20 protein-coding genes are annotated in these 21,262 nt (G+C 64.0%); 2 read left to right on the forward strand and 18 right to left on the reverse strand.

Features of this window, described 5'->3' with window-relative positions; genetic code table 11:
• Positions 1 to 29 precede the first annotated feature (29 nt).
• Entirely contained in the window at positions 30 to 353 is a 324-nt protein-coding gene (locus tag ACYQ8E_RS08275; RefSeq protein ID WP_066728224.1) for a hypothetical protein, read from the forward strand.
• Positions 350 to 712 carry a translation initiation factor Sui1 gene (locus tag ACYQ8E_RS08280; RefSeq protein WP_066728226.1) on the forward strand — a complete coding sequence of 121 codons (363 nt, stop codon included), beginning with the start codon at positions 350 to 352 and terminating at the stop codon, positions 710 to 712. The genes ACYQ8E_RS08275 and ACYQ8E_RS08280 overlap by 4 nt, the downstream gene beginning before the upstream one ends.
• Before the next feature lie 78 nt (positions 713 to 790).
• Here ACYQ8E_RS08280 and ACYQ8E_RS08285 read toward each other — a convergent pair whose 3' ends face one another.
• The 18 genes from ACYQ8E_RS08285 to ACYQ8E_RS08370 form a co-directional block, all read right to left on the reverse strand.
• Entirely contained in the window at positions 791 to 1,426 is a 636-nt protein-coding gene (locus ACYQ8E_RS08285) for a DUF3047 domain-containing protein (protein WP_066728228.1), read from the reverse strand.
• Positions 1,427 to 1,446: 20 nt separating this feature from the next.
• Positions 1,447 to 2,991, reverse strand: a complete 1,545-nt coding sequence (locus ACYQ8E_RS08290) for a 4Fe-4S binding protein (protein WP_066728230.1) — start codon at positions 2,989 to 2,991, stop codon at positions 1,447 to 1,449.
• Between the two features lie 99 nt (positions 2,992 to 3,090).
• Positions 3,091 to 4,038, reverse strand: a complete 948-nt coding sequence (locus tag ACYQ8E_RS08295; protein ID WP_066728232.1) for a DUF362 domain-containing protein — start codon at positions 4,036 to 4,038, stop codon at positions 3,091 to 3,093.
• Positions 4,038 to 4,652, reverse strand: coding sequence for a glycine betaine ABC transporter substrate-binding protein (locus ACYQ8E_RS08300; RefSeq protein ID WP_066728234.1), 615 nt, complete (start codon positions 4,650 to 4,652; stop codon positions 4,038 to 4,040). Before ACYQ8E_RS08300 ends, ACYQ8E_RS08295 begins: the two co-directional genes overlap by 1 nt.
• A gap of 23 nt (positions 4,653 to 4,675) precedes the next feature.
• Positions 4,676 to 5,530, reverse strand: a complete 855-nt coding sequence (locus ACYQ8E_RS08305; protein ID WP_197463646.1) for a right-handed parallel beta-helix repeat-containing protein — start codon at positions 5,528 to 5,530, stop codon at positions 4,676 to 4,678.
• On the reverse strand, positions 5,514 to 5,813 hold the full coding sequence (locus ACYQ8E_RS08310) for a DUF3467 domain-containing protein (protein ID WP_066728237.1): 300 nt from the start codon (positions 5,811 to 5,813) through the stop codon (positions 5,514 to 5,516). Before ACYQ8E_RS08310 ends, ACYQ8E_RS08305 begins: the two co-directional genes overlap by 17 nt.
• 15 nt (positions 5,814 to 5,828) lie before the next feature.
• The gene (locus ACYQ8E_RS08315) at positions 5,829 to 6,863 is read right to left on the reverse strand and encodes a hypothetical protein (protein WP_066728238.1); all 1,035 of its coding nucleotides are present in this window, start codon (positions 6,861 to 6,863) and stop codon (positions 5,829 to 5,831) included.
• Complete coding sequence (locus ACYQ8E_RS08320) at positions 6,860 to 8,230, reverse strand: right-handed parallel beta-helix repeat-containing protein (protein ID WP_197463647.1); 1,371 nt, start codon at positions 8,228 to 8,230, stop codon at positions 6,860 to 6,862. Before ACYQ8E_RS08320 ends, ACYQ8E_RS08315 begins: the two co-directional genes overlap by 4 nt.
• Positions 8,205 to 9,242, reverse strand: coding sequence for a carboxypeptidase-like regulatory domain-containing protein (locus ACYQ8E_RS08325; protein ID WP_066728240.1), 1,038 nt, complete (start codon positions 9,240 to 9,242; stop codon positions 8,205 to 8,207). The genes ACYQ8E_RS08320 and ACYQ8E_RS08325 overlap by 26 nt, the downstream gene beginning before the upstream one ends.
• The gene (locus ACYQ8E_RS08330; RefSeq protein WP_066728242.1) at positions 9,239 to 10,426 is read right to left on the reverse strand and encodes a right-handed parallel beta-helix repeat-containing protein; all 1,188 of its coding nucleotides are present in this window, start codon (positions 10,424 to 10,426) and stop codon (positions 9,239 to 9,241) included. The genes ACYQ8E_RS08325 and ACYQ8E_RS08330 overlap by 4 nt, the downstream gene beginning before the upstream one ends.
• Positions 10,426 to 11,499 (reverse strand): MSCRAMM family protein, encoded by a 1,074-nt coding sequence (locus tag ACYQ8E_RS08335; RefSeq protein ID WP_066728244.1) that lies wholly within the window; start codon positions 11,497 to 11,499, stop codon positions 10,426 to 10,428. Before ACYQ8E_RS08335 ends, ACYQ8E_RS08330 begins: the two co-directional genes overlap by 1 nt.
• Positions 11,496 to 13,943: a spermidine synthase family protein gene (locus tag ACYQ8E_RS08340; protein WP_066728246.1), complete on the reverse strand. Its 2,448-nt coding sequence runs from the start codon at positions 13,941 to 13,943 to the stop codon at positions 11,496 to 11,498. The genes ACYQ8E_RS08335 and ACYQ8E_RS08340 overlap by 4 nt, the downstream gene beginning before the upstream one ends.
• Positions 13,940 to 15,793 carry an outer membrane protein assembly factor BamB family protein gene (locus tag ACYQ8E_RS08345; RefSeq protein WP_066728248.1) on the reverse strand — a complete coding sequence of 618 codons (1,854 nt, stop codon included), beginning with the start codon at positions 15,791 to 15,793 and terminating at the stop codon, positions 13,940 to 13,942. Before ACYQ8E_RS08345 ends, ACYQ8E_RS08340 begins: the two co-directional genes overlap by 4 nt.
• Positions 15,787 to 16,848: a carboxypeptidase regulatory-like domain-containing protein gene (locus ACYQ8E_RS08350; protein WP_066728250.1), complete on the reverse strand. Its 1,062-nt coding sequence runs from the start codon at positions 16,846 to 16,848 to the stop codon at positions 15,787 to 15,789. Before ACYQ8E_RS08350 ends, ACYQ8E_RS08345 begins: the two co-directional genes overlap by 7 nt.
• Positions 16,849 to 16,955: 107 nt before the next feature.
• A complete protein-coding gene (locus tag ACYQ8E_RS08355) occupies positions 16,956 to 18,461 on the reverse strand; it encodes a CRTAC1 family protein (RefSeq protein WP_082820367.1) in 1,506 nt (501 codons plus the stop codon).
• Positions 18,462 to 18,733: 272 nt separating this feature from the next.
• On the reverse strand, positions 18,734 to 19,690 hold the full coding sequence (locus ACYQ8E_RS08360) for a permease (RefSeq protein WP_066728254.1): 957 nt from the start codon (positions 19,688 to 19,690) through the stop codon (positions 18,734 to 18,736).
• Positions 19,690 to 20,175 (reverse strand): FmdE family protein, encoded by a 486-nt coding sequence (locus ACYQ8E_RS08365; protein WP_066728256.1) that lies wholly within the window; start codon positions 20,173 to 20,175, stop codon positions 19,690 to 19,692. The genes ACYQ8E_RS08360 and ACYQ8E_RS08365 overlap by 1 nt, the downstream gene beginning before the upstream one ends.
• Positions 20,176 to 20,238: 63 nt before the next feature.
• Positions 20,239 to 21,120, reverse strand: coding sequence for an AAA family ATPase (locus tag ACYQ8E_RS08370; RefSeq protein WP_197463649.1), 882 nt, complete (start codon positions 21,118 to 21,120; stop codon positions 20,239 to 20,241).
• Positions 21,121 to 21,262 lie beyond the last annotated feature (142 nt).

Raw genomic sequence — 21,262 nt, forward strand, 5'->3', positions numbered from 1 at the left:
ATGCCCCCCACAACCCTCTGGTCGGATCGATGAAAAAATTCTGCGTCCAGCTCACCGGCCACAACTATCTCCTCCCCTACGACGGCGAGCCGCGCAAGATGGGGTTCCGGGCGACCCGGATCGTCCGTGCCAACAGCCCCGAGGAGGCCGGCGTCCTCGCCCTGCGCAGCCTGGTCCGCGATCCCCGGCTGGTCAATGACCTGCTCAACGGGCGCCAGGACCCCTCGACGCTGGCGATCGACTCCATCCAGCGGCTCGGCCTTTTCAAAGGGTGGTCAACGGCCGGAAAGGGACTCGATTTTTTCTTCGAGGATCTGCCGGGAGATACGTCGTCCCGCGAAGAGACGTCATGAAATCATCCAAAACCAATTCAAGGCTCGTCTACAGCAGTGAGCAGGGACGGATCTGCCCCGCCTGCGAAAAACCCGCTGCGGCCTGCAGCTGCTCCCGCACCCCGGAGCCCCCCCGGGGGAATGGCGCGGTCCGGGTCGGTCGCGAAACCAAGGGGCGCAAGGGGAAGGGGGTGACCACCATCTCCGGACTCCCCCTCGATGAGGCGGGATTGGACAAGCTCGCCTCGGAACTGAAAAAGCGCTGCGGGTGCGGCGGGACGGTCAGGGATGGGGTAATCGAGATCCAGGGTGACCAGCGCGAACTGCTGCTGGCGGAGCTGCTCAGCCGCGGCTGGAGCGCCAAAAAGAGCGGCGGCTGAAGCGTCGCCAAATTTTGACCTGACAGGAAAGGGGCGTCCCGGCGGGGACGCCCCTTTCCTGTTGCAGCGGCCATCGCCTCACTCCCGCGCGAGGCGGATATCGTCGTACCAGGCCCGGACCGCATCACCGGTGTTGTCGGTATCGGTCATCAGGGCAATCGCGCCGACCGCCGGGGGATCGCTGCCGAAGGCGCGGCGGTAGTCGGCGACGACGTTGCGCCGCTCTTCCACCCACTCGCCGACGCGCTCCGGTCCGCTCTCAACGGCAATCATCATCGCATTGGCGGTAAAGGGGTTGGGCAGGAGGGCTTCCTTGGGAAGCTTGTTGGCCCAGATGTAGTTGAGAGACCTGGTTTTCGGAAAGAACCAGCTCGGGAAGACGACGTAAAGCCGCGCCGGATAGTCGTCGCCGCCCTTGTGGCGGGCGTCGCCGGCAGCGAGCACCTTCTCCACCTTCCAGCGCCAGGCGAGGACCGGCCAGTTCTGGGGATCGTACTCGATCTTGTAGACCAGACCCGAGGCGGCGGCGCGGCTGTCGGCGGCGAGGACATGTCCGCCCCCGTCGGCCACCACCCGGTAGCTCGTTTCGCCGGCGAAGGATTTCTGCCTCCAGCCCGGCGCGAGGCCGTGCTCGAAATCGTCGATGGACCGGACATCGCTGCCGGCGCCGACACTCCCGGACAGCAGCCCGAACCAGAGCGTCAGTAACAGCATCCTTCTCCCCACACATCCCCTCAAGCCAGAAAATCCCGGGGTTTGCGACTCTCCGCTTCATTGACAACGCGGATGGCGCTGCGCCCGTCAAGGGGGCAGCGAGTTTCGCAGATGCCACAGCCGATACAGCGCTCCTTAACTACCCGCGGCAACTTCAAAAGCCGCGGCTCACTGCCGACCAGCACCTGCCGCTCCGTGAAGACAATCGCTTTTTCTCCGGTTGGGCAGTGTTCCTCGCAGACCAGACATTCCTCGCCACGGGCAAAGGGAAGGCAGCGGTCCTTGTCGAAGACGGCGATACCGATCACCGTCTTGCGCTTCTTCTCCAGCGGCAGGAATTCGATAGCCCCGGTCGGACAGACCTGACCGCACAGGGTGCAATTGTATTCGCAGTAGCCGATACGCGGCACCACCAGCGGCGACCAGAGTCCCGCGCCGCCGGCCTCGAACAGGGCCGGATGGAGGGCGCCGCCAATGCAGACCTTCATGCACTCGCCGCAGCGGATACAGCGTTGCAGAAACTCCTGCTCGGCCCGGGCCCCGGGGGGGCGTAGCAGGAAGGAATGTTGCCGATCCAGCGCCGGGGCCACCCTACTGACCGGAGCCAGGATCGCACCGGCCGCCAGGGAGGTCAGAATTCCGCGCCGCTTCAGGTCGATCTCGCCCCCTTCAGGCGGCCGCCGAAAACCGAAATTGACCCGGGTCTCCGGGCAGTAATCCTCGCAATCGAAACAGACCAGACACTCCTCCTGACGCCAACCCTTTCCGCTGACCGCCCCACTACGACAGGCATTGCTGCAGACGCGGCAGTCGGGACAGAGGCCGGAGGGAGTACGCTGCAGCAGCGCATAGCGGCTGCAGATTCCGAGCAGGGCGCCAAGGGGGCAGAGGTTTTTGCACCAGAAGCGCCGCTCCACTTTCTCCAGCAGCAGAATGGCGAAAAAGACCAGGCAGGTGAAGAGGGCCAGGCGAAAGGCCGGGGGATGAAACGCCAGGATATGGTCCCGTGAAAATGGATAGATTGCATCGAGACCGGAGGAGACCAGGGGGACCCGATGGGAATAGAAAAAGTCGAAAAGGGCGTTGGCGACCAGGTTGACGGCCGGATAGATGGCGAGGGTCAGGGTGCGCAGGAAGATGGCGAGCGGGTCGAACAGGCCGATCACCTGGAGCCCGCCCAGGGCCGCCATCAGCAACAGCAGCAGGAGGTAGAACTTGACCCGCCGCCAGGCCGGGCGCACCGGTCCGCCGCCGCGACCGACCAGCCGGCCGAGACCGTCGAGGGAGGTTCCCAGGGGGCAGAGCCAGCCGCAGAAAAACCGGCCGAACAGGACGGTCAGCGCGACCAGCAGCAGGGCCGGCCAGAGCAGGCCCCAGACGAAGGAGCCGGGGGCAAAGGCTACCGCCAGCGCGGCCAGCGGATCGAGACGAAACAAAAGGCCGACCGGATAGGGGAGCAGGTCCTGGCCCCGGTACTCGGTCTGGACAAAGAGCCAGAGGACGCCGCACAGGGCGAGAATCTGCACCAGGATGCGAATTTTATGGAGAGGAATTTTTCGTGGCACGCTACTCGGCTTTCGCCCCCTTGACCGGGAAAATTTCAGCGTTTCCTCCCGTCAGCACCAGCGAGGGTCCGGCGCCGCTGTCGAGACCGGGAGATGGGGCTAAACCATCTTTACCTGTTTGAGGTCCATCACCCCGAGCCCCCGCTGTGCTGCGGCGACGATGGTGGCAATCTCCTCCGGGCGCCGGCCGAGCAGAGTGGCACCAAAGGCGTCGGCGGCGACGATATCCGCCGAAGCGACCAGGGTGTCAAGAACCCTGACATCCTCCAGCCGCCCCCCCTGGGGACCATTGGCAACCAGAACCCGGGTGGCATCGATCAGGGTCAGATCGGCATGCACCACGCAGTTGATGTCGACCAGGGCTTCGGCAATATCGCGATGCAATTGGCCGCGATTGCCGCCCAGTACCCCCATCAGGTTCTTCATCCCCAGGGTCACGGTGGAGATCGAATGGTGCTTGGCAATCGGCAGGTTGATGAGACGATCAGCTTCCAGCGCTGGTCGGTAAAAGGACCAGCGAGAGAGGTGTACCCCCTTCTCGATGTCGATCTCCTGAAAGGCGCGGCGATCGATATGTTCGATCCGCACCCGGTCGGAAGCGAGGCTCTCGATGGCGGTCTGGATGCCGCTCTCCACATAGCAGCGACGTGGATCATTGCAGGTGCGATCGAACACCGTGACCTGCCGGGCGCCGGCTTCCAGGCAAAGCTCGGCGACGGTCTTCACCACCAGGGGGTGGGTATTGGCAGCCAGTTCGACAGTGCGATCCCAGCCGATATTCGGCTTGAGGACCACCGTCTCCCCCGCCTTGACAAAGTGGCCGATTCCGCCAAGGGCCCCCAGCGTTTCCCGCACCAGGGTCGGGATATCGCTGCCGCGCCGCACCGCCAGTTCAGGCGCCGGAGAGCCGGCCAGGGCGTTGACCGGGCGCAGGGTCAGAATCGGCACGGCGCCGGCGGCCAGGCCGCAGGCCGTCGTCTGCAGCAGGGCGCGAATGAAGCGCCGCCGGTCCCGGTCGACAGGACGGTTGCTGGAGAGACTGTGCATCAGATCAGCCGATTATCCTTGAGGAAACTGCGCGCCACCTCGCGGACCTTGCCGGAGGCGGCCTGTGCCTCAAGCCGCTTCATGGTGGCACCGTCAATGGTCCCCCCCAGCTTGTTGATCAGTCGGGTCAGGGCCGGAAACTTTTTCAGGGTATCCTTGCGCACCACCGGCGCCGCTTCGGCGGGGATGGCGGTCGTCACGGCGCCCGGCTCGTCAAAACCGAAGGGCTGCAGCCAGATCAGGTTGAGATCCTGGTTGTAACGGGTCTTGACCACCTCGAACAAGGCTTTCGGATCGGCGATCGCCTCTCCGTGGAGGACGTTCAGCTGTCCAGCGCCGGTATATTCGACCGAGATGTCGAGTTCGGCCTTGAGTAAGGCCTCGTGCGCGGCCTGCGGGGAGGCGACGCGGATCACCTTGACGGTGGTGCCGGTCCGCTCGCCGATCAGCAGGGCGATGATTTCGGCGAGAAGGTCCTGCTGAACCGTCCCCGTTGAAGCGATCACCAGGGTCTTGCCGACACAGCCTTGGGCCGACGGGACCGGGACCGTCAAAGAGACCGCCAGGGCGAGGGTCAGAAACAGAAGCAGGGAACGAAGAATCTTTTGCGGCATGGATAACTCCTTGTTGCAGAAATTTACCAGGAAAGACCGGCCGGGGCGGCCAATGGGTCGGGAGCCGTCACCGCGCCCAGTGTAGCATCGTAACGACGATCGAAGAAGCGGGCGGCGATAGCCGCCGGGTCGGTTGCTCCCCACCAGTTGCGGGGGAAACTCAGATCCTGGCGCTGCTCGGCGCCCAGTTTAACATGATAACTGCGATTGCCGGCAAGGTCGTTGTCACGGAACTGCACCCCGTTGGCACAGCGGGTGACGGCAAAAATACCGACATCGTTGGCATCGATCCGGTTGTGGTGGACCGTGCCGGTCGAACGCCGTTCTTCATAGCGAATCCCGTAGGTATTGTGGTGAATATCATTGCCGGCCACTTCGATGTTGACCGTGGAGAAACGCACGCCGTCGACATTGTAACGGAACTCCGAGTTTACGATGCGGGCCTTGCAAAAATGGACCTGAACACCGCTGTAGGCATATTCCGAAATGATATGCTCCAGCTCGGCGCTGCGGGCAAAGTCGCAATAGATGAATTTCCAGTCGGCCGGCGCCGGCCGGGCCGCACCGCTGGTGAAGAGGATCGGGTGCCGCGCGGTGCCGACCGCACTGAGAGCCCCCTCGACCCGCAGCTCGCTGTCCCCGATCCCATCCTGGTCCATATCGTAGGGGAGGAATACCACTCGCGTTCCCGGGGTAATTTCCAGAGCGCCTTCCTTGCGGACGGTGACCACGCCACGGATGCGAACTTCACCACTCCAGCGCTCCGTCCCGCTGATGACGGCGTCCCCCAATTCCAGGACCGGGCGCGGCCCGAGACACCCTGTCAAAAACATCAGAAGGAGAAAGGGGATCCCGAGTCGGCTAATGATAGTGGGCATCATCGACTGCCGGCGGCGCCTCGGTTGCCACCGGTCCATGCTGCTCTTCATAGCGCCGCAGATTTTCCTGCAGCGCACCGATCAGCCGCCTTAGGTGGCGCGGTGAGGTAATAATCCGGCTGCGCACCTTGGCTTTGGGCAGCTGCGGCTGGACATAAATGAAATCGATGGTGAACTCGGTTTCGGTGTGGTTGACCAGCGCCAGGTTGGAGTAGACCCCCTGGGCCGTCTCGTCATCGAGCTGGATTTCCAGTTTTACCGCAGCTGCTTTTTTGTCTGCCACAGGAACCTCCTTGGATTATTGCAGGGCAATCGGTTCGACCCGGATATTTAGCCCTTCGCGGGTCTCCCCCGCTGTGACCTCGATCCCGTGGTCGGCACGGCCTTCATACATGCCGAAGAGCTCACCGGGGGCGGGAGAGTCGCCGTATTCCTGGCGCGCTCCGACATAATAGGTGCCGGCGCCGGCGAGTTGGAGCGCGTAGGCGCCATCCGCCGCGGTGGGAGGAGAAACCGCCGCCGGCCGCTGGTGCCCGATCACCCGGTCGGTATAGGCAAAGACGTGGACGCCAGCCACCGGCCGGCCTTCCCGATCGAGGACCCTGCCACTCAGCAGCGGTCCGCCGCTGTGGCCGAAGGTCTCATTGGCGCTGTTCCCCTTGACCTTCATGATCACCGGCAGTACAACCCGCAGCGTCCGGCCGGCCCGGGCCTCGATCGGATTGCCCGCAAAAACGCCGAGGAAATCCCCCTCAAGGATCGGCCCGACCCGGCCGCCACTGGCGCGCTTGCGCACCACCAGGTAATAACTGCTCTCCGGCAGGCCATCGAATGCGAACCCGCCGTCTTTCCCGGTCGGCGGCGCCATCCGGTAACCCTGCCCCTTGAGATCTTCGGCAGGGTCCAGGTAGAGTGAGACATAGGCATCCGCCAGTGGTTCGCCCCGATACAGTACCTGGCCGACGATCGCGGCGCTGTACGGATCGTCGTAGGGGGTAGTCGTGGGCGGGCTCACCGCCACCGCCTGCAGGCCCGCCCACACCGGCTCGCTACCAACGGCCAGCGGGTTGCGTCCGCAGAAGGCGAAGTAGTCCCCGGCGCTGCTGCGCGCAAAGAGGGCATAATCGCCGGGAGGAAGCTCCAGGTGGAAAAGGCCGTCGTCAGCGGTAGGCGGGCTCACCGCCAGCGGGGTGAGGCTCGGGTCGAGATCCCGATAGGCCGTAACCGTCATCCCGGCCAGGGGCTGATCGTCCAGAACCACCCGGCCGTCAACCGCCGTCCCCCAGCCGAGCCCGGGCCAGAGCAAGAAGATACCCAACAGGAGGTATTTCACCGCCCTGCCTCGACTGGCCCGACTCCGACCACCGGCGCCGTGAGCCAGGGCGCATAGCGGATAATGTCGAGGGTGTAGCTTTCCGGTCCAAAATCTTCGTAGGTCACGGTCGGCAGGTCGTTGCGGTCGTAAAAGATCTTCAGGTTGGCCTCCGTCCCGTCCCGCTCCATGCGGGCGGTATCTTCCCCCCACCAGTTTTCGCTGACATCCACCGTATCCGGGAAGGTGGTCGGAGCTTTCGCCAGCAGGGGATTCTGACTCTTGGCCTGGGCGGACTGCTTGGCCATCAGGCTCTTGGAGCCGGAGCGTTTTTCCCAGTCGGCACTCTGGTAAATCCCGAGCTTTACGGCTACCCGATTACCGAGAAAATTATTGTTCCGGACTTCCGGGTAGGAGGAATAGTCGCAGAAGATGGCGAGTTCGCTCTTCTCGATCCGATTATTGCGGATCACCGGGTTCGACTTGCGATTGTTGTAGATCGCCGTATCGTTTCCCTGAAACAGGTTATGTGAAACCAGCGGGGATCCGAACTGGTCGTTGTGAATTGCCGTTTTGTTGTCGGTGAAGAGATTGTTCTCCACCGCCGGATAGGCAAAGGAAAAATCGACCAGCGCGATTTCATTGCGGGCAAAGGTATTGCCGGAAATTTGCGGGGAATTCTGGGTCTGGTTGCAGTAAATGGCCAGCTTGTTGTCGGTAAAGGTATTGTCCAGCACGCTGTCGTTGTAGCGCTGCAGCAGGGCAATCCCCTGAACATTCCGCTCAAATCGGTTGTTCTGGATGGTCCCCCGGCTGTTGTGGGAGGCCATGATCGCGGACTTGGTCTGGCCGCGGAAGAGATTGCCGCGGATAGTGGCGTTCGATTTCATTTCGTTGGCAACTGCCAGCCCGTTCCCTTCGAAGGTGCAGTTTTCAATCAGCGGATCCGATTCACGTACCAATTGGATCGCCGTTTCACAATTGCGGAAGGTGCAATTGCGTACGCTAAAGTGGGCGGCGATGCTCTTGATGGCGGCCTCGGCACCGCTGAACTCGGCATAGTCGAAGCTGCTCGGCCCGGTCGGTTCAGCCAGATCGATCCCCTGCCATCCGGGAGGGGAGGCAAAGACCACCGGTTGCTGCCGGGTGCCGGCCACCTGAAGCTGTCCCGCCACCGAAATCCAAATCGCGGGGTTGGCGGGGCGGACGACGGTCCCGGCGGCAATAACCAGAGTCGCCCCCGGCTCCACCCGTACCGGGTCGTCGAGGGTGACCTCGCCGTGCCAGCGAACGACGCCTGTCAGCACCTGGGTCGCGGCATCCGCCGGGATTGCCGGCAGCAGGGCCAGCAGGAAGACCAGGCTAGCGAGGCAGAGCATTTTCCACATGAATGATGATCTCCTCTGCGCCCTTTTCTCCATCCAGAGTCAACGAATGGTCAGGGCGCTGTTGGTATTTCCCATAAAGTTCGCCGTCGCTCGCCGGTCCACCGAAGGCTTCCCGGGCAAGCAGGTAGTAGGGACCGGTTCCCGGCAGCGCGAGCTCGAACCGACCGTCCGGCCCGCTCGGGGAGGAAAAATAATCGGGGGTTCCGGTCATCTCCGGCGTGGTGTAGGCAAAGACATGCAGTCCGGCAGCAGGCTTGCCGTCCGGCCCGAGAATTATTCCGCGAGCTCCACGAAAGGGGAGTTTCGGCCCCTCTTCGAGCATGGAGAGGCGGGTGATGGTTTCGAGCTGGATGTCGCGGACCTGACCGGCCTCGACACGCACCGGGTTGCCGTAGTAGGCGTTGAAAAAGTCGCCGGTCTCAATCGGGCCGAAGCGCCCCCCTTTGGCACGCTTGCGGGCCAGCAGCCAATAGTCCCCGGGCGGGAGGCGCAGGCGGAAATGTCCCTTTTCGACAGGCAGGATGGTGTAGCCGGGTCCCTTGAAGCCATCCTCGGGGTCCTTGTAGACATAGAGATAGACCCGCTCCAGAGGCTCCCCCTGGTAGCTGATATCCCCCTCGATGCCGGTATAGGGGGCGTTTTTGGGCGGTGCCTCCCTCGGGATTTTGATCAGGTTGAAGCCGACATTGGTATAGCCCTCGGCGCGCACCTGGACCGGGCTGCCGCTGTAATAGCAGAAATGGTCACCGGGATGGGGTTTGCCGGTGAAATCCCGGGCAGTAAGGAAGTAACTGCCGGGGGGGAGGTCGAGGCGGTAAGTGCCGTCGAGCGCCGTTGCCGCCGCCTGCGCCACCGGCCGGTCGGCCGCCATCTCGTTCAGGCTGCGGTAGGCACGAATCGTGATCCCCGGGACCAGTTCGGTGCGCCAGGCGACCCGCCCCTGGATTCCGGATCCGGCCCAGACCGGGGTTACAATGGCGACCAGCAGCAGTAGTGTCCAAAGCCGGATCATGGTTGCTCCGTCGCCGGTGCGCTGCGCCAGGGGGCAAAGCGGACCAGGTCGAGGGGGTAGTCTTTCCCCCCTTCCGTAAAGGTCGGGGTGTCCCGGCCATCCTGAATGAAGGTGGGATTGCCGTCACTAGCGAGCCGCTGCAGTTCGGCGGTTCCGGCCACTCCCCACCAGTTGTTCCTGGCATCGACCACGCCGTCGAGAGTCCGGGCGCGCCGCTGCTCCTCGCTCACCTCTCCCCGCGGCGCCTGCCCGAAAGCGCCGCGCCCGGCCACCTCGGCGGCCCGGGCTGCACTCCCCTTTTCTGCCTCCCAGCGGGACGATTGGTATTCGAGAAGCAGGGCAGTGGCATTGGCGGAAAAATCGTTGTCATGCAACTGCGGATAGCAGGAATAAGCGAGAGAGACCGCGATGCGGTTCCCCTTCAGTCGATTACCGACCACCTCCGGGTCGGAGCGCCGGTAGAGGCGGATGCCGGTATCGTTGCCGGTCAGGACGTTGCTGACCAGCTGCGGCCGGGCGGCACGGTCCACCAGGATCCCGATGGTATTTCCCTCGAAGCGGTTCCCTTCCACCCGCGGATCGCTGCCGAAATTGGCCACCATCAGGCCGGTCGCATTCATCTCGAAACGGTTCTTGCGAAAGGCGGCAGGGTTGGCGCGGAAGATATAGGCACCGAATTTTCCGTTGCTGCGAAACAGGTTCTCCTCGACTTCCGGCACCGCCTCGTCCTTGATGAAAAGACCGACCTTGCGGTTCCCCTCGAAGCGACAGCCGCTCACCCGTGCCGCGCATTTCTGGCGCAGCTCCATGCCGACCTCGTTGTCGCGCAGCTCCAGCTCTTCAAGGCGCGGACTGCCACCGATCGCCATGATCCCGGTTCTGGCACCACTGATCCGGCAGTTGCGCAGGATTGTGGTCCCGTCGCACCCCTTGAGCATGACCCCCTCCCAGTCCCCGTCGAATACGGCCTGCTCCGCAACCAGCCGGCCGGCGACTTCCAGCCGTCCGCCACGGAAATTCACCCGGGTGCCGGGGGCCAGGATCAGTTCGGCACCAGGCTCGACCCGGACCGTTTCGTCGATTTGCACGCTACCGCTCCAGTGCACCGTGCCGACGAGGCTGCCGGCACGGCCGACTGTCGGAAGCATCAGCAAGGCCAGGGCAATCAACAGAATCCGGCCCATCACCAGACCTCGCGCAGGACCAGAGCACCGAGATCCTGCTCCCGGTCGGCAACGACGTCGACCCCGTGGTCGGGACGACCGTCGAAGGTCCCGACCCACTCCCCGGGCTCGAGGGGGCCGCCGAAAGTGCTGCGGGCGCCGACAAAATAACTGCCACCGCTGCCGAGGTAGAGGTTAAAGCGGCCGTCGCTGCCGGTCGGATCGCTGATATAGGTCGGTTTGCCGATCATGCGACTGTCGAGGTAGGCGAAGACATAGATCCCTTTAAGGGGATGGCCATCCTGGTCAACGGCTTGACCGCTGAGAGCGGTAGCAGTGGCAGCGAATTTCCCGGCGGCGTGACGCTGCCGGAACTGTTCCGCATCGACCGGGGTGAGGGGGAAATCGCCGAGGTCAAGTTCCTGGCCGTGTGCCACACTGACCGGATTGCCGGCGAAACTGCCATTGAGATCGCCGGGACTCGGCTCGCCGAGCCGGGAACCGTCGGCCCGCTTGCGCGCTGCCAGATAATAACGGCCGGCCGGTACCTTGATCTGAAACCGGCCATCGGCCTCCGTCTGCACCGCCTCACCATAGGAGGGGCCCATCAGCCCCGCCGCAGATTCGGTATAGAGATAGACGTAAGCGCGGGCGAGGGGCAAACCGGCAGCCGTAACCCGGCCGCGCAGGACGGTCCCCGGATCAGCAACCAGCGCACCATCGCGGCCCATTTCGCGCAGGCTGAAAGCCGGCACCTGGCGCATCTGGTTTTCGACCTCGAGGGGATTGGCCGGGCATTCGGCCATCAGCATCTGCGGGTGCCCACCCCCCTCCTCCCGTTTCTTGGCGATCACAAAGTAGCGGCCGGTGGGGAGTGAGAGCCGATAACGCCCTGCGTCATCGGTGCTGGCCACGCTGAAGGGGAGAGTGGCACGATCTTTTTCCGCTTTGAGGTAGACCTCGACCTGGGCACCGGCCAGAGGCCGGTCACCGAACAGGATGGTCCCTTCCAGCCCGCTCTCGCCTCCCCTGGGGCAGCCGCTAAGAGACAGAATCAGGAGCAGGCCGATGGCCGCAAAACAGAATCGCTTCATCGAGAAATTCCTCGGCGGATCCTGCCCTCGCTCAGCACCGTCGCCAGCGCTGCCAGGTAGATCAGTTCTCCGCCAAGCAGGGTCAGAGTAAAGCCGAAGTTCATGGCCGCCACGACCGCGAGCAGCGCTCCGAGAACACTGGTGGCACTGTTCACCCCCCAGGCCCAGGGGACGGCTGAACCATCCTGATGAAAGTGCCGCATCCCGAGGGGGAGCGGCATGCCAAGCAAAAGGCCGAGGGGAATGAGAAGCACCCCGGCGAGCAGGCAACGCCCCAGGACCGGGAGCCCCATCAGCGGCTCGAGAAGGGACGGCAGAACGAATATGTAGATATTGAGCAGCAAAACCAGTGCCAACAATACTATCTTCAACGCCCGGCGCTCACGACCCGGCACTACCCGGTCGGCGAGCAGGCTGCCGATGCCCGAGAAAAAGAGGAGGGCGCAGAGGATTACCGCCAGGGAATAAATCGGCGGGCCAAGGAAGAGAATAAAGCGCCGCATCAACCCGATCTCCACCAGCATGAAACCGAGGCCGAGGGCGGCAAAATAGAAGAGTCGTCGCGACGCCCCGGGCATCCGCAGCTGGCTGCGCCGCCATACCAGGAGCGGGAGGAGCAGGAAGAGGGCGACGAAGCCGCTCACCACCAAAAGCAGATTGCGCAGGGTGAGAACCGCACGATCCTCGAACTGACTCTCCTGCGGAAAAGTGAATAACCTTAAGAAATCTATGGGTTTGAACATGTAATAAAAAAAGGGGCGATCATCACTGGTCGGGCGGATATCGAAGGGGAACTCCAGATAAAAGGCCTCACTGCCGCCGGAGGCGATCAGGCGCGGAAAGGGTCCACTACCCTCGCGCTGGTCGGGGAGATAGACCACGCTGAACTCCAGGTCCGCAGCCAGGGTCCGGAGCCGGGCGATCTCGGCGGGGCTGAAGGGGGTGCGCTTGAGCATGAAATTGGCCAGGCCCCGCTCCTTGATCACGGCGATATGCGCCCCCGGGTCCGCCACCCCTGCCGCCTTGAGCTGGTTGAGCCCGAGGGAGACCAGCCGCAGGGTCTCCCGTTCGAAAATGAAGCGGGAAATTGTCAGAATCCCGTCAGGGCGCAGATGCTCCCAGTAATCACGAAAAGCCTCGGCCGTATAAAGATTGTTTTCCGACAGGGTAAAGGCCCCGGCCGCCGGCGCCATGCGACCGAAGACCGCCGAGGCCTGGATAATGTCGTAACGCTGCCGGGAGCGACGGACGAAGCTCCGTCCTTCGTCGACCGCCAGGGTAACTTCCGGCCGTCGGTAAAGGGCCCCGGTGAAGGGGGCGAATTCCTCGTTGACGGCGCGGACGATCAGCGGGTTCACCTCCACCGCGGTGACCTGGGGCGAGCCCATGGCCAGGGCGGTGAGGACGTCCTTGCCGCCACCAGGGCCGATAACAAGAGCGCTCGGCGCTTTTTTGAGCGCATAGGGGAGAGCGATGACGTTGGCGCGGAAAAAGTCGAGGGTGCGCTCCCCTTCCCAGCGGTACATGGTGGTGTAGCCGGTATCGTCGACCACCATGCCGAGTTGCTCGGGAATCTTTCCGCGGTAGGTGCGCGACAATCCCCAGGCCTGGTCCATCTCCTGGCTCTGGGAGGGATAGACCGCCACCCGGGAGAAGGAGTTCCAGGCACTCCAGAGCAGGTTCGGTTCATAGCGGCCACGGGCGAAGCGGATGTCCGCGTAACCGTTGACGACATTGCCGACCCCGGCCAGGGCCAGGATCACCCCGATGACCAGCACGCCCCAGCGCTGCACCGGGGGGGCTTGCGGCGGCAGCAGCAGCCAGGCGGCGAGCAGTCCGAACAGGGCGATGGCGAGAATGGCGGTAATCCCGCCGAGGAGTTTGAGCAGCAGGATGATGAGCAGGCACCCGCTGCCGGCGCCGAGCAGATCCCAGAAGTAAAGGCGATTGATCTGGGGGAGATGCCGGGAAAGGAGCAGGGTCAAAGTCAGCCCGCTGCAGAAGAACGGCAGGGCGGTGAGCAGGTAAAGAACAGCGAGAACGGCGAGGAGGCTGCCGGGAATGCCGCGATCATAAAAGCCTTGCTGGAAGGGCTGGTAGAAGGGTTGATGAAAGAAGGCCAGGACGCGAAAGCCGAACTGGGGTTGCAGCCGGAAGAGGACGAAAAGGGCAAAAAAGAGGGCGACGCTGAGGGCAAAGAGGCCGGCCCAGCGGGCGGTCAGAAGCCCGGTTCGCTCCGGCGGGAACCAGCCGGGACGCAGATAGACGACCAGGGCCGAAACCCCCATGCCGAAGAGGGCCAGGGAGATCGCCATGGAGGCAAAATGGTACCACATGAGGACGGAAAAGATCCGGGTCAGGACCAGTTCATACATCAGGGTTGCCAGGCACAACACAAAGACCCCGGCGTAGATGCGCCGGGTCGGTGGCGAAAGGACCGTCATCGCAACTGCTCCTCACCCCGTCCCCGCAGGGAGAGGGCGTGAACCTGGTGGTCGCGGGACCCGAAGATCAGCCGCCCCCCGACCGGCAGGGGCGTCCCCTGGATTTCGCCACCGACGGCATAGGTCGCCAGACGTTCACCGCTGTCGGCTCCGACCACATGCAGCAGGCCGTTATTGTCCCCGAAGAAGACGCGACCATCCCAGAGTTTCGGCGTGGCGTATATCGGTCCCGCCCCAAAGAGGCGCCAGATGGTGGCCCCGGTGGCCGCGTCGAGCTTCCAGAGCTCGCCGGCGGCGGTCGGCACGAAGAGGGCCCCGGCGGCGTAGACCGGCGCCCCGTAGTAGCAAGGGGCGCCAAGATCGCGCTGCCAGCGCTTGCTCCCATCGGCGGCAAAGGCGACCAGAAGGCCGGCCTTGTCAAGAACAACGGGGCCTTCCGGGGTCAGCGCCGGAGCGGCGAGCAGCGGCGCCGGCAATTGCTGTTGCCAGAGCAGGTTACCGGCGAGGTCGAGAACACTGAGACGACCGCTGCCGCTGGTCTGGAAAATCCGGCTGCCATCGCTGGCCGGGGTCGCGCGCAGTGGCAGACCGGCAAAAAAGCTCCACTGCAACTCTCCGTTCCCGGCGTTGAGCGCATAGAGATTGCCGTTCCAGGCCGGCACCAGGACGAGGTCACCGAGGGGCAGGATACCGCCCTGGCGGTGATCGTCCGCCGGCGAGGGGGGGTAGCCGAAGCGCCAGACCAGGGCGCCGTCCCCGGCAGAGAGGGCGTAGACCTGGCGCCCCCAGCTCTGAAAATAGACCTGTCCGCCGGCCCCCGCCGGTGTTGCGTCAACGACGTCGCCGACCGCCACTTCCCAGCGCACCTCACCCTGCTGGTCGAAAGCCCGGAGCGATCCGTCCCAGGAAGCGGTCAGCACCAGGTCACCGGCGACGGCCGGGCCGGCGTCGACAAAGCCATTGGTCGCAAAGGACCAGGCCGGCGTCAGGCCGGCCAAATCGTCCCGCGGCCCGGTGCCGGTGATCCACGCGGCCGCCGGATCGATCGTGACGACGCCAAGGCCGGGATCGCGCTTCCGGTCGTAGACGGTCGCCGCCGCCGCTTGCGGATCCGCGGTTCCCCACCAGTTGCCGGCAAGCGCTACGTCGCCGCTGAAAAAGTCGCCGAGACGGAAATTCTCGAGGTTGCGATAGAGGTTATTGCGCTGAATCCTCACCGGCCGGTCGGTTTCGAAGAGGAAGATCCCCGAACCGTTGTCGCGGATGATGTTGCCGGACACCTCCACATCGGAGTTGCGGAAATTGATCCCCTTGCCGGAGTTCTTCTCGATCAGGCAGTTGCGAATGGCAAAAGTCCCCTGGCCGAGGCGGCAGCCGTCGATATTGTCATGGATGGTGCAGTCCTCGATCACGCCGCGGGTGAAATGGGCGTGCAGGGTATAGGCCGAATCCCTGATCTCGCAATAGCGCAGTTGCAGGTTGCGGGAGAAGTCGCTGCGGATTTCGAGCCAGTCGCCGGGACGGGGATTGGCGGCGGCGCTGTGAAAACGAATCGGTTCCTCGCGGGTGCCGACGGCGAGCAGTTCTCCCTCCACCACCAGGGTCCCGTCACCGAGACCATCACCGTCGGCATCGCGGCGCACGAAGGCAATATCGGTCCCGGGACGGATCGTCAGGGTCACCCCCTTGTCGACCTTGACGCTGCCGTCGATCACTACCCGGCCGTCCCAGACGGCATCCTTGCGGATCTCCACGTCGCGGAGCAGCCGGGGAGACTGGGCGCCCTTCAAGGCGCAGCCCCAGGGGAGCAGGAACAGCAGCAGTCCAACGCCGAGCCGGGTCGCTACCACATCTCCTCCACCACGATATCGAGCCCGGTCAAGGCGGCCCCTTCGGCCACTTCGAGGAGGTGGTCCGGGTTGCCGTCCCAGGTGCCATAAAGATCGCCGGGTCCCGGTGCTCCGCCGAGGGTATTGCGCGCGGCCAGGTAATAGCTCCCGCCACTCGGAAAGGAGAGGACGTAGGTGCCGTCCGCGGTGGTCGGCGCGGAGACGTAGAGGGGGCGATTGAACATCTGCGGGTCGCTGTACAGGACCGCGCGGACGCCGGCGACGGGCGCTCCCTGGCGGTCGATAATCCGGCCACTAAGGCTGGTCTGGCCGAAGAGGCTCCCCTGCAGGTCGTTCACCTTGTCCGGGACGACCAGCATCGGCACGCTCAGCGGGACCACGGTGGCAGCCCCGACCCGGACCGGGTTACCCGGGAAGTAGCCGGCAAAATCGCCGGCCCGCAGCGGGCCGACGCTGGCGGCACCGCTGCGCTTGCGCGCCAGCACGTAATAGGTCCCGGCCGGCACCGCGACCTCGAAGTAGCCGTCCGCATCGGTCGGTCCACCCATGACGTACCCCATCCCCTTCAGGTCGCTGGTCAGATCGGTATAGACATAGATGATCGCGCCCGCCAGGGGGCGACCGTCCCAGAGGACCTGGCCGGCGATCCCGCTGTCGATAAAGGGGGCGGCGAGAGCTGGCGGCGAGGCGGTCGCCACCAGGCCGATATTGAGATCGGCAAGCCCCTGCTCGGGAACGGTGACCGGGTTGCGCCCGTAATAGGAGAACCACCCCTCTCCGCGCGCCAGGAGGTAGTAGGTCCCGGCCGGCAGCTCCAGTTGGAAGCGGCCATCCTCGGAAGAGGGTGCGGCAGCATAGGGGGCGGGGCCGGACAGGGTTCCGCCGGCGGCGGGATAGGCCGCCACCTCGATCCCCGCTATCGGCTGGCGATGATCACTGACCTTGCCGGTGACGACCGCTGGAGGCGACGACAGGGGGGCGGCCGGCTTGCCAGGAAGGCAACCGGGGAAGAGGAGCAGGAGCGGAATCAACAGGAGCAGAATTCGATTTCCCATGGCAGAACCCCTTAGCACGATGTATTCCAAGCGCCGGTCCGCAGCCGCGACAAAAAAAGAGAGGGCTGCCAGGCAGCCCTCTCCGGTGAGCAGGCAAAGGTTTGCGCTTACTTTTTGACGGCCTGGCTGAGCATATTCGGCTTGGTCAGGGACGGCTCGACGATTTCGAGGGTCTGACCGGTCTTGACCCCGGTCACACGACTCTCCTGGCCGCTCGGAAAGACCGCGACCACATCGTAGGTTTTGGCCGCGTCGAGGCCGAAATGGAGGACCTGGGGCTCCTGGGCGCAGAAGCCGTTGGCGCTGCGCAGTTCGCGCAGGGCGAGAAGGTTTTCCTTGCCGGCGGGGAAGACCTTGACCTTGGAACCGTAGGCATCGCGGTTGGAGAGGGTCCCGGTCAGCTTGACCTTGAGGAAGTTCTTGTCGTCCTGGCTGTTTTTATAGAGCTTGTTGGGCGCCCCCCAGTTGATGACATAGAGATCGAGGTCGCCGTCGTTGTCGATATCAGCAAAGGCGGTTCCCTTGGTACGGACCGTTTCACACTTGAGCACCGGCTGCTGGTCGGCAACATTGGTGAAGTACCCCTTGCCGTCATTCAGGTAGAGCTGGTTGGCGAGCTTGCAGTCCCCTTCGTAGAGATCGAGATCGCCGTCATGATCGATATCGCCAAAGGTCGGGCCCTTGCCCCAGCCTTCGTGGTCGGTTTTGACCTGGCTGCTCGCCTTGGTGAAGTTCCCCTTGCCGTCGTTCAGATAGAGGTTGTTGGGACCGACATAGTTGGAGACGAAGAGATCGAGGGTGCCGTTGTTGTCGATGTCGGCGAAGCTGGCGCCGAGGCCCCAGTTGGCATCGTCCACCCCGGCCTTTTTGGAGATTTCGGTGAAGGTGCCGTTGCCATTGTTGAGATAGAGGCGATTCGGCTCGCCGACCGGGTAGCGGCCGTTGACGACGTAGAGGTCGGGAAAGTTGTCGTTGTTGACATCGGCCCAGACGCCCATCCAGCTCCAGGAACGGTCGCCGACGCCGGCGACGTCGGTGACGTCGCTGAAGGTGCCGTCGCCGTTGTTGCGGAAGAGGATATTCTTGGCACCGACGCCGTAGTTGGCGCAGTAGATGTCGAGGTAGCCGTCGTTGTCGTAGTCGACGAAGGAAGCCCCGTAGGTGAACTCCTTGAGGCCAACGCCGGCCTTGTCGGTGACGTCACTGAAGGTGCCGTCGCAGTTCCCCTTGAAGAGGCGGTTGGCGTCGATTTCGTACTGGCCGCCGGTGGCGAGGTAAAGGTCCTGGCAGCCGTCGTTGTCATAGTCGCCGAAGACGCTCCCCATGGCGAAGCCGGGGTAATCGATCCCCTTGCCGGCGCTGGCGGTAATATCCTTGAAGGTGCCGTCAGCGTTGTTCAGGTAGAGCTTGTTGGCGCCCCCCTTGTTGGAGACATAAAGATCGACGTAACCGTCGTTGTTGATGTCGGCAAACGCCACCCCCTTGCCCAGCCCGTCATCGGCCACGCCGGCGGCGTTCGAAACATCGGAGAACTCCTTGGCGACGGCCGGGCTGACAGCCAGAGCCAGAACAGCGGCGACCAAAACGGCACGCAACGTCAATTTACCCATCATTCCTCTCCTTTTCACCGGTAACCTCGGTCAAACGACCACTGTACGATTCCTGGATATGGGCCGGGGTGGCCACGACCACCACCGGGCTTCTCATTTATAACAACCTGCCGGAGCAAGTCAACAGGCCGGATTGCCGGACCTGGGACTCTCCGCAACAACTACCGCCCTTGTCGGGCAGAGACCAGTATCAGTGAAAGGGGCTGCAAAAAGCGCGCCCACCCCGCCCTGGCGAAGTTCCGTCACCTCCGCTCCCGGCAGACGACAGATGTCCATCAGCTGAGCAGTTGGTAAAGCCAGCCAAGCAGCAGCGACACCGTAAGGCTGACCGCCAGGTAGGTCAGCACCACCCGGCGCCGGAAAATGGCCCACAGGGCGATGATGGCCGGCAGGCTGGAGACCGGTCCGGCCAGCATCAACGTAAAGGCGGCACCGCGATCCATCCCCCGCTCCAGCAGGCCGGCCAGGATCGGAATAATCGGGATCTGGTTGGTCGGCAGGGGAAGACCGACCAGCGCCGCCGCCAGCACCGAGGTGAAGCTGCGCTGCCCGGCGAGGACGGTGATCCAGGAGACCGGCACCACCGTAACCAGGATCGCCTCGAGAAAGATTGCCAGGAGCAAATATTTGCCGACGAAGAGCCCGGCGTCCAGGGTGCGATCGAGGACAAAGCGCAGGCGGCTGGCGCGCGACACGATGGTCATGGTCTTGACCGCGACCCCAGCGGCGGCACCAATTTCGGCAGCGCTCGCCAGGCTGCCGTCGGGCCGGTAGACCGGGCGCAGGCGCAGCTGGTCCCCACCGAGAAAGCCGCTGCCGACCAGCCACTGCACAAGGAAGCCGGCACTGAGGCCGAGCACCGCGGCCCCTCCCAGTTTCAGCAGCGCGAACTCGCTGCCCAGCCCGCGCCAGGTCAGGAGCAGCGCATCCGGACCCATCACCGGCGAGGTGACCAGCAGGGCAATCAGCGGGGCCAGGGGAGTCTGCAACATCGCCAGCGAGATCACCACCGGCAGGATCCCGCAGGCGCAGAGCGGGGAGACCATGCCGACGGCAACGGCGAACACCACGCCCCAGGATCCGGCCCGCCGGATCGAGTCACGAATCCGCAGGTCGAGACGGTACCCCTTGATCAGGCCGACGAGAAGAATTGCCAGGAGGAAAAACCACCACATCCGGGCGACTTCATCGGCCACGACCTGCAGGATCTGGGAGAGGAGCGAGCCGCCCATCAACCTTCCCCTCCGATCTTCAGCAGCGCCCTGTCAGGAAGCGTCCAGAGCTCCTCCAGCACCTCCTGCAGCACCTGGGCACGTTCATCCTCCAGCTGGCGCCGCTCCGCTTCACTCAAGGCCCCGGCGCGCCGCTCCAGCTCGGCATCCAGGCGGCGGTAGCGGCCGGCAATGGCGAGGGCCGCGGGCCGCAGCGAGAGTTCGAGCTCCCAGTCGCGGCTGCGATCGCGCAGGACCAGGGTATGGCGACCGACATCACGGACGGTCAGGGTCCCGGTCGCCACGCTCAGGCCCGTCGCCACGGCGATGCCGTCGACCGCACAGGTGGCGTGGAAAAAGACCCCCCGCAACCCGCTGCTGTGCGGGTCGACGCAGCGCTGCATGGCGGCCCAGCCCAAGCGGCCACCGAGGGTACTCATCGGGCAGCGATGGCCATGGCGCCGGTAGATCTCGTTAAACCATTCGGCGGAAGGCAGAGTTCCCATTATTCGACCAGTCCGGGAGAGGGCCGGGATCAGCACAGCTCCTGAATGAGCTGCGCTGAGGCGTCAGAATTCGTAGTGGTGGGGGCAGTCCGTGTTGCGGATTTCCCAGTACTTTGCCGTCATGTCCGGGGTCAAAAAGGGCCGCACTTCCTTGAGCGCCTTACGGAAATGGGCCATGGTCACCACCGTGCCGTCTTCCTTGATGGCGTTGATCGTCGCCCGCTTGGTCAGGCTTTCGATGTCCCAACCGACGAAGCCCTCGCTCGCCTCGGCAAGTTCCTGGCGGTCGATATCGGCGGCGAGGTTCGGCATCCGGTCGAGGTAGATATCGAGCATGCCGCGTCGATCGGCAGCGTTGGGCGGATGCACGAAGACCTTGCGGTTAAAGCGCTTTTTCTCCTTGATCAGCGCCTGGTCGACGGTATCGATCCGGTAGCAGGAACCGAGCAGCGCCACCCCCTTGACCTGATTGATCCGGTCGACCTGCTCGATAAAGAGGCGGGTCAGGTCGCGGTCGGCAAAGGTCGGCGGCACCGCCCGCAGGTTGCCCGGGCTCCACTGGTAATCGCAGCCGGCCCGCGGCGCCAGCCATTCACAATCGGAGATAAAGAGAACGCAAGGGGCTTCGTGGATCGCCGTGTCGAAGGCCTCGACCAGCTCCTCGTGCTTGCCGAGCATCTCCTGACCGGAGATATAGACAAAGGAGACGCCGGCCTCCCGGGCGCAGGCCTCCGCCAGCATGGTGATGCCGGTTCCCAGAGGTCCCCAGAGCATCACCCCGGCAGGCAGGCCGAGGTTGTGGCTGAGGATCAGTTCCGGCTTGCGGATCGGCAGGCAGACCATCTCCTTGAGGGTTTCCTTGACATCGGCATAGCCACCGATATCGTCCCAGGAGAGTTGCGGGTCCCGGGCCTCATAAAAAATATTGCGAAGTTTCTTGTGCATGGCGATCTTTTCATCCTTTCCCGGCGGCTTCTGAGCGACAGCGCGGCCGGCTCGAAAACCAGCAACAACCATGCCACCTTGACCTCGCGGACAGGGGCCTTATAATGGGGCCAAAGTGCCCCCGTTCTCTAATATCAGAGGT

The organism is Desulfuromonas carbonis, from assembly GCF_054658035.1.

What these genes read in the sequence shown, in the direction of transcription:
- ACYQ8E_RS08275 (WP_066728224.1), top strand. Translation starts at nt 30, where the DNA reads ATGAAAAAATTCTGCGTCCAGCTCACCGGCCACAACTATCTCCTCCCC.
- ACYQ8E_RS08280 (WP_066728226.1), top strand. Translation starts at nt 350, where the DNA reads ATGAAATCATCCAAAACCAATTCAAGGCTCGTCTACAGCAGTGAGCAG.
- ACYQ8E_RS08285 (WP_066728228.1), bottom strand. Translation starts at nt 1,426, where the DNA reads ATGCTGTTACTGACGCTCTGGTTCGGGCTGCTGTCCGGGAGTGTCGGC.
- ACYQ8E_RS08295 (WP_066728232.1), bottom strand. Translation starts at nt 4,038, where the DNA reads ATGCACAGTCTCTCCAGCAACCGTCCTGTCGACCGGGACCGGCGGCGC.
- ACYQ8E_RS08300 (WP_066728234.1), bottom strand. Translation starts at nt 4,652, where the DNA reads ATGCCGCAAAAGATTCTTCGTTCCCTGCTTCTGTTTCTGACCCTCGCC.
- ACYQ8E_RS08305 (WP_197463646.1), bottom strand. Translation starts at nt 5,530, where the DNA reads ATGCCCACTATCATTAGCCGACTCGGGATCCCCTTTCTCCTTCTGATG.
- ACYQ8E_RS08320 (WP_197463647.1), bottom strand. Translation starts at nt 8,230, where the DNA reads ATGTGGAAAATGCTCTGCCTCGCTAGCCTGGTCTTCCTGCTGGCCCTG.
- ACYQ8E_RS08325 (WP_066728240.1), bottom strand. Translation starts at nt 9,242, where the DNA reads ATGATCCGGCTTTGGACACTACTGCTGCTGGTCGCCATTGTAACCCCG.
- ACYQ8E_RS08330 (WP_066728242.1), bottom strand. Translation starts at nt 10,426, where the DNA reads ATGGGCCGGATTCTGTTGATTGCCCTGGCCTTGCTGATGCTTCCGACA.
- ACYQ8E_RS08335 (WP_066728244.1), bottom strand. Translation starts at nt 11,499, where the DNA reads ATGAAGCGATTCTGTTTTGCGGCCATCGGCCTGCTCCTGATTCTGTCT.
- ACYQ8E_RS08340 (WP_066728246.1), bottom strand. Translation starts at nt 13,943, where the DNA reads ATGACGGTCCTTTCGCCACCGACCCGGCGCATCTACGCCGGGGTCTTT.
- ACYQ8E_RS08350 (WP_066728250.1), bottom strand. Translation starts at nt 16,848, where the DNA reads ATGGGAAATCGAATTCTGCTCCTGTTGATTCCGCTCCTGCTCCTCTTC.
- ACYQ8E_RS08355 (WP_082820367.1), bottom strand. Translation starts at nt 18,461, where the DNA reads ATGATGGGTAAATTGACGTTGCGTGCCGTTTTGGTCGCCGCTGTTCTG.
- ACYQ8E_RS08360 (WP_066728254.1), bottom strand. Translation starts at nt 19,690, where the DNA reads ATGGGCGGCTCGCTCCTCTCCCAGATCCTGCAGGTCGTGGCCGATGAA.
- ACYQ8E_RS08365 (WP_066728256.1), bottom strand. Translation starts at nt 20,175, where the DNA reads ATGGGAACTCTGCCTTCCGCCGAATGGTTTAACGAGATCTACCGGCGC.
- ACYQ8E_RS08370 (WP_197463649.1), bottom strand. Translation starts at nt 21,120, where the DNA reads ATGCACAAGAAACTTCGCAATATTTTTTATGAGGCCCGGGACCCGCAA.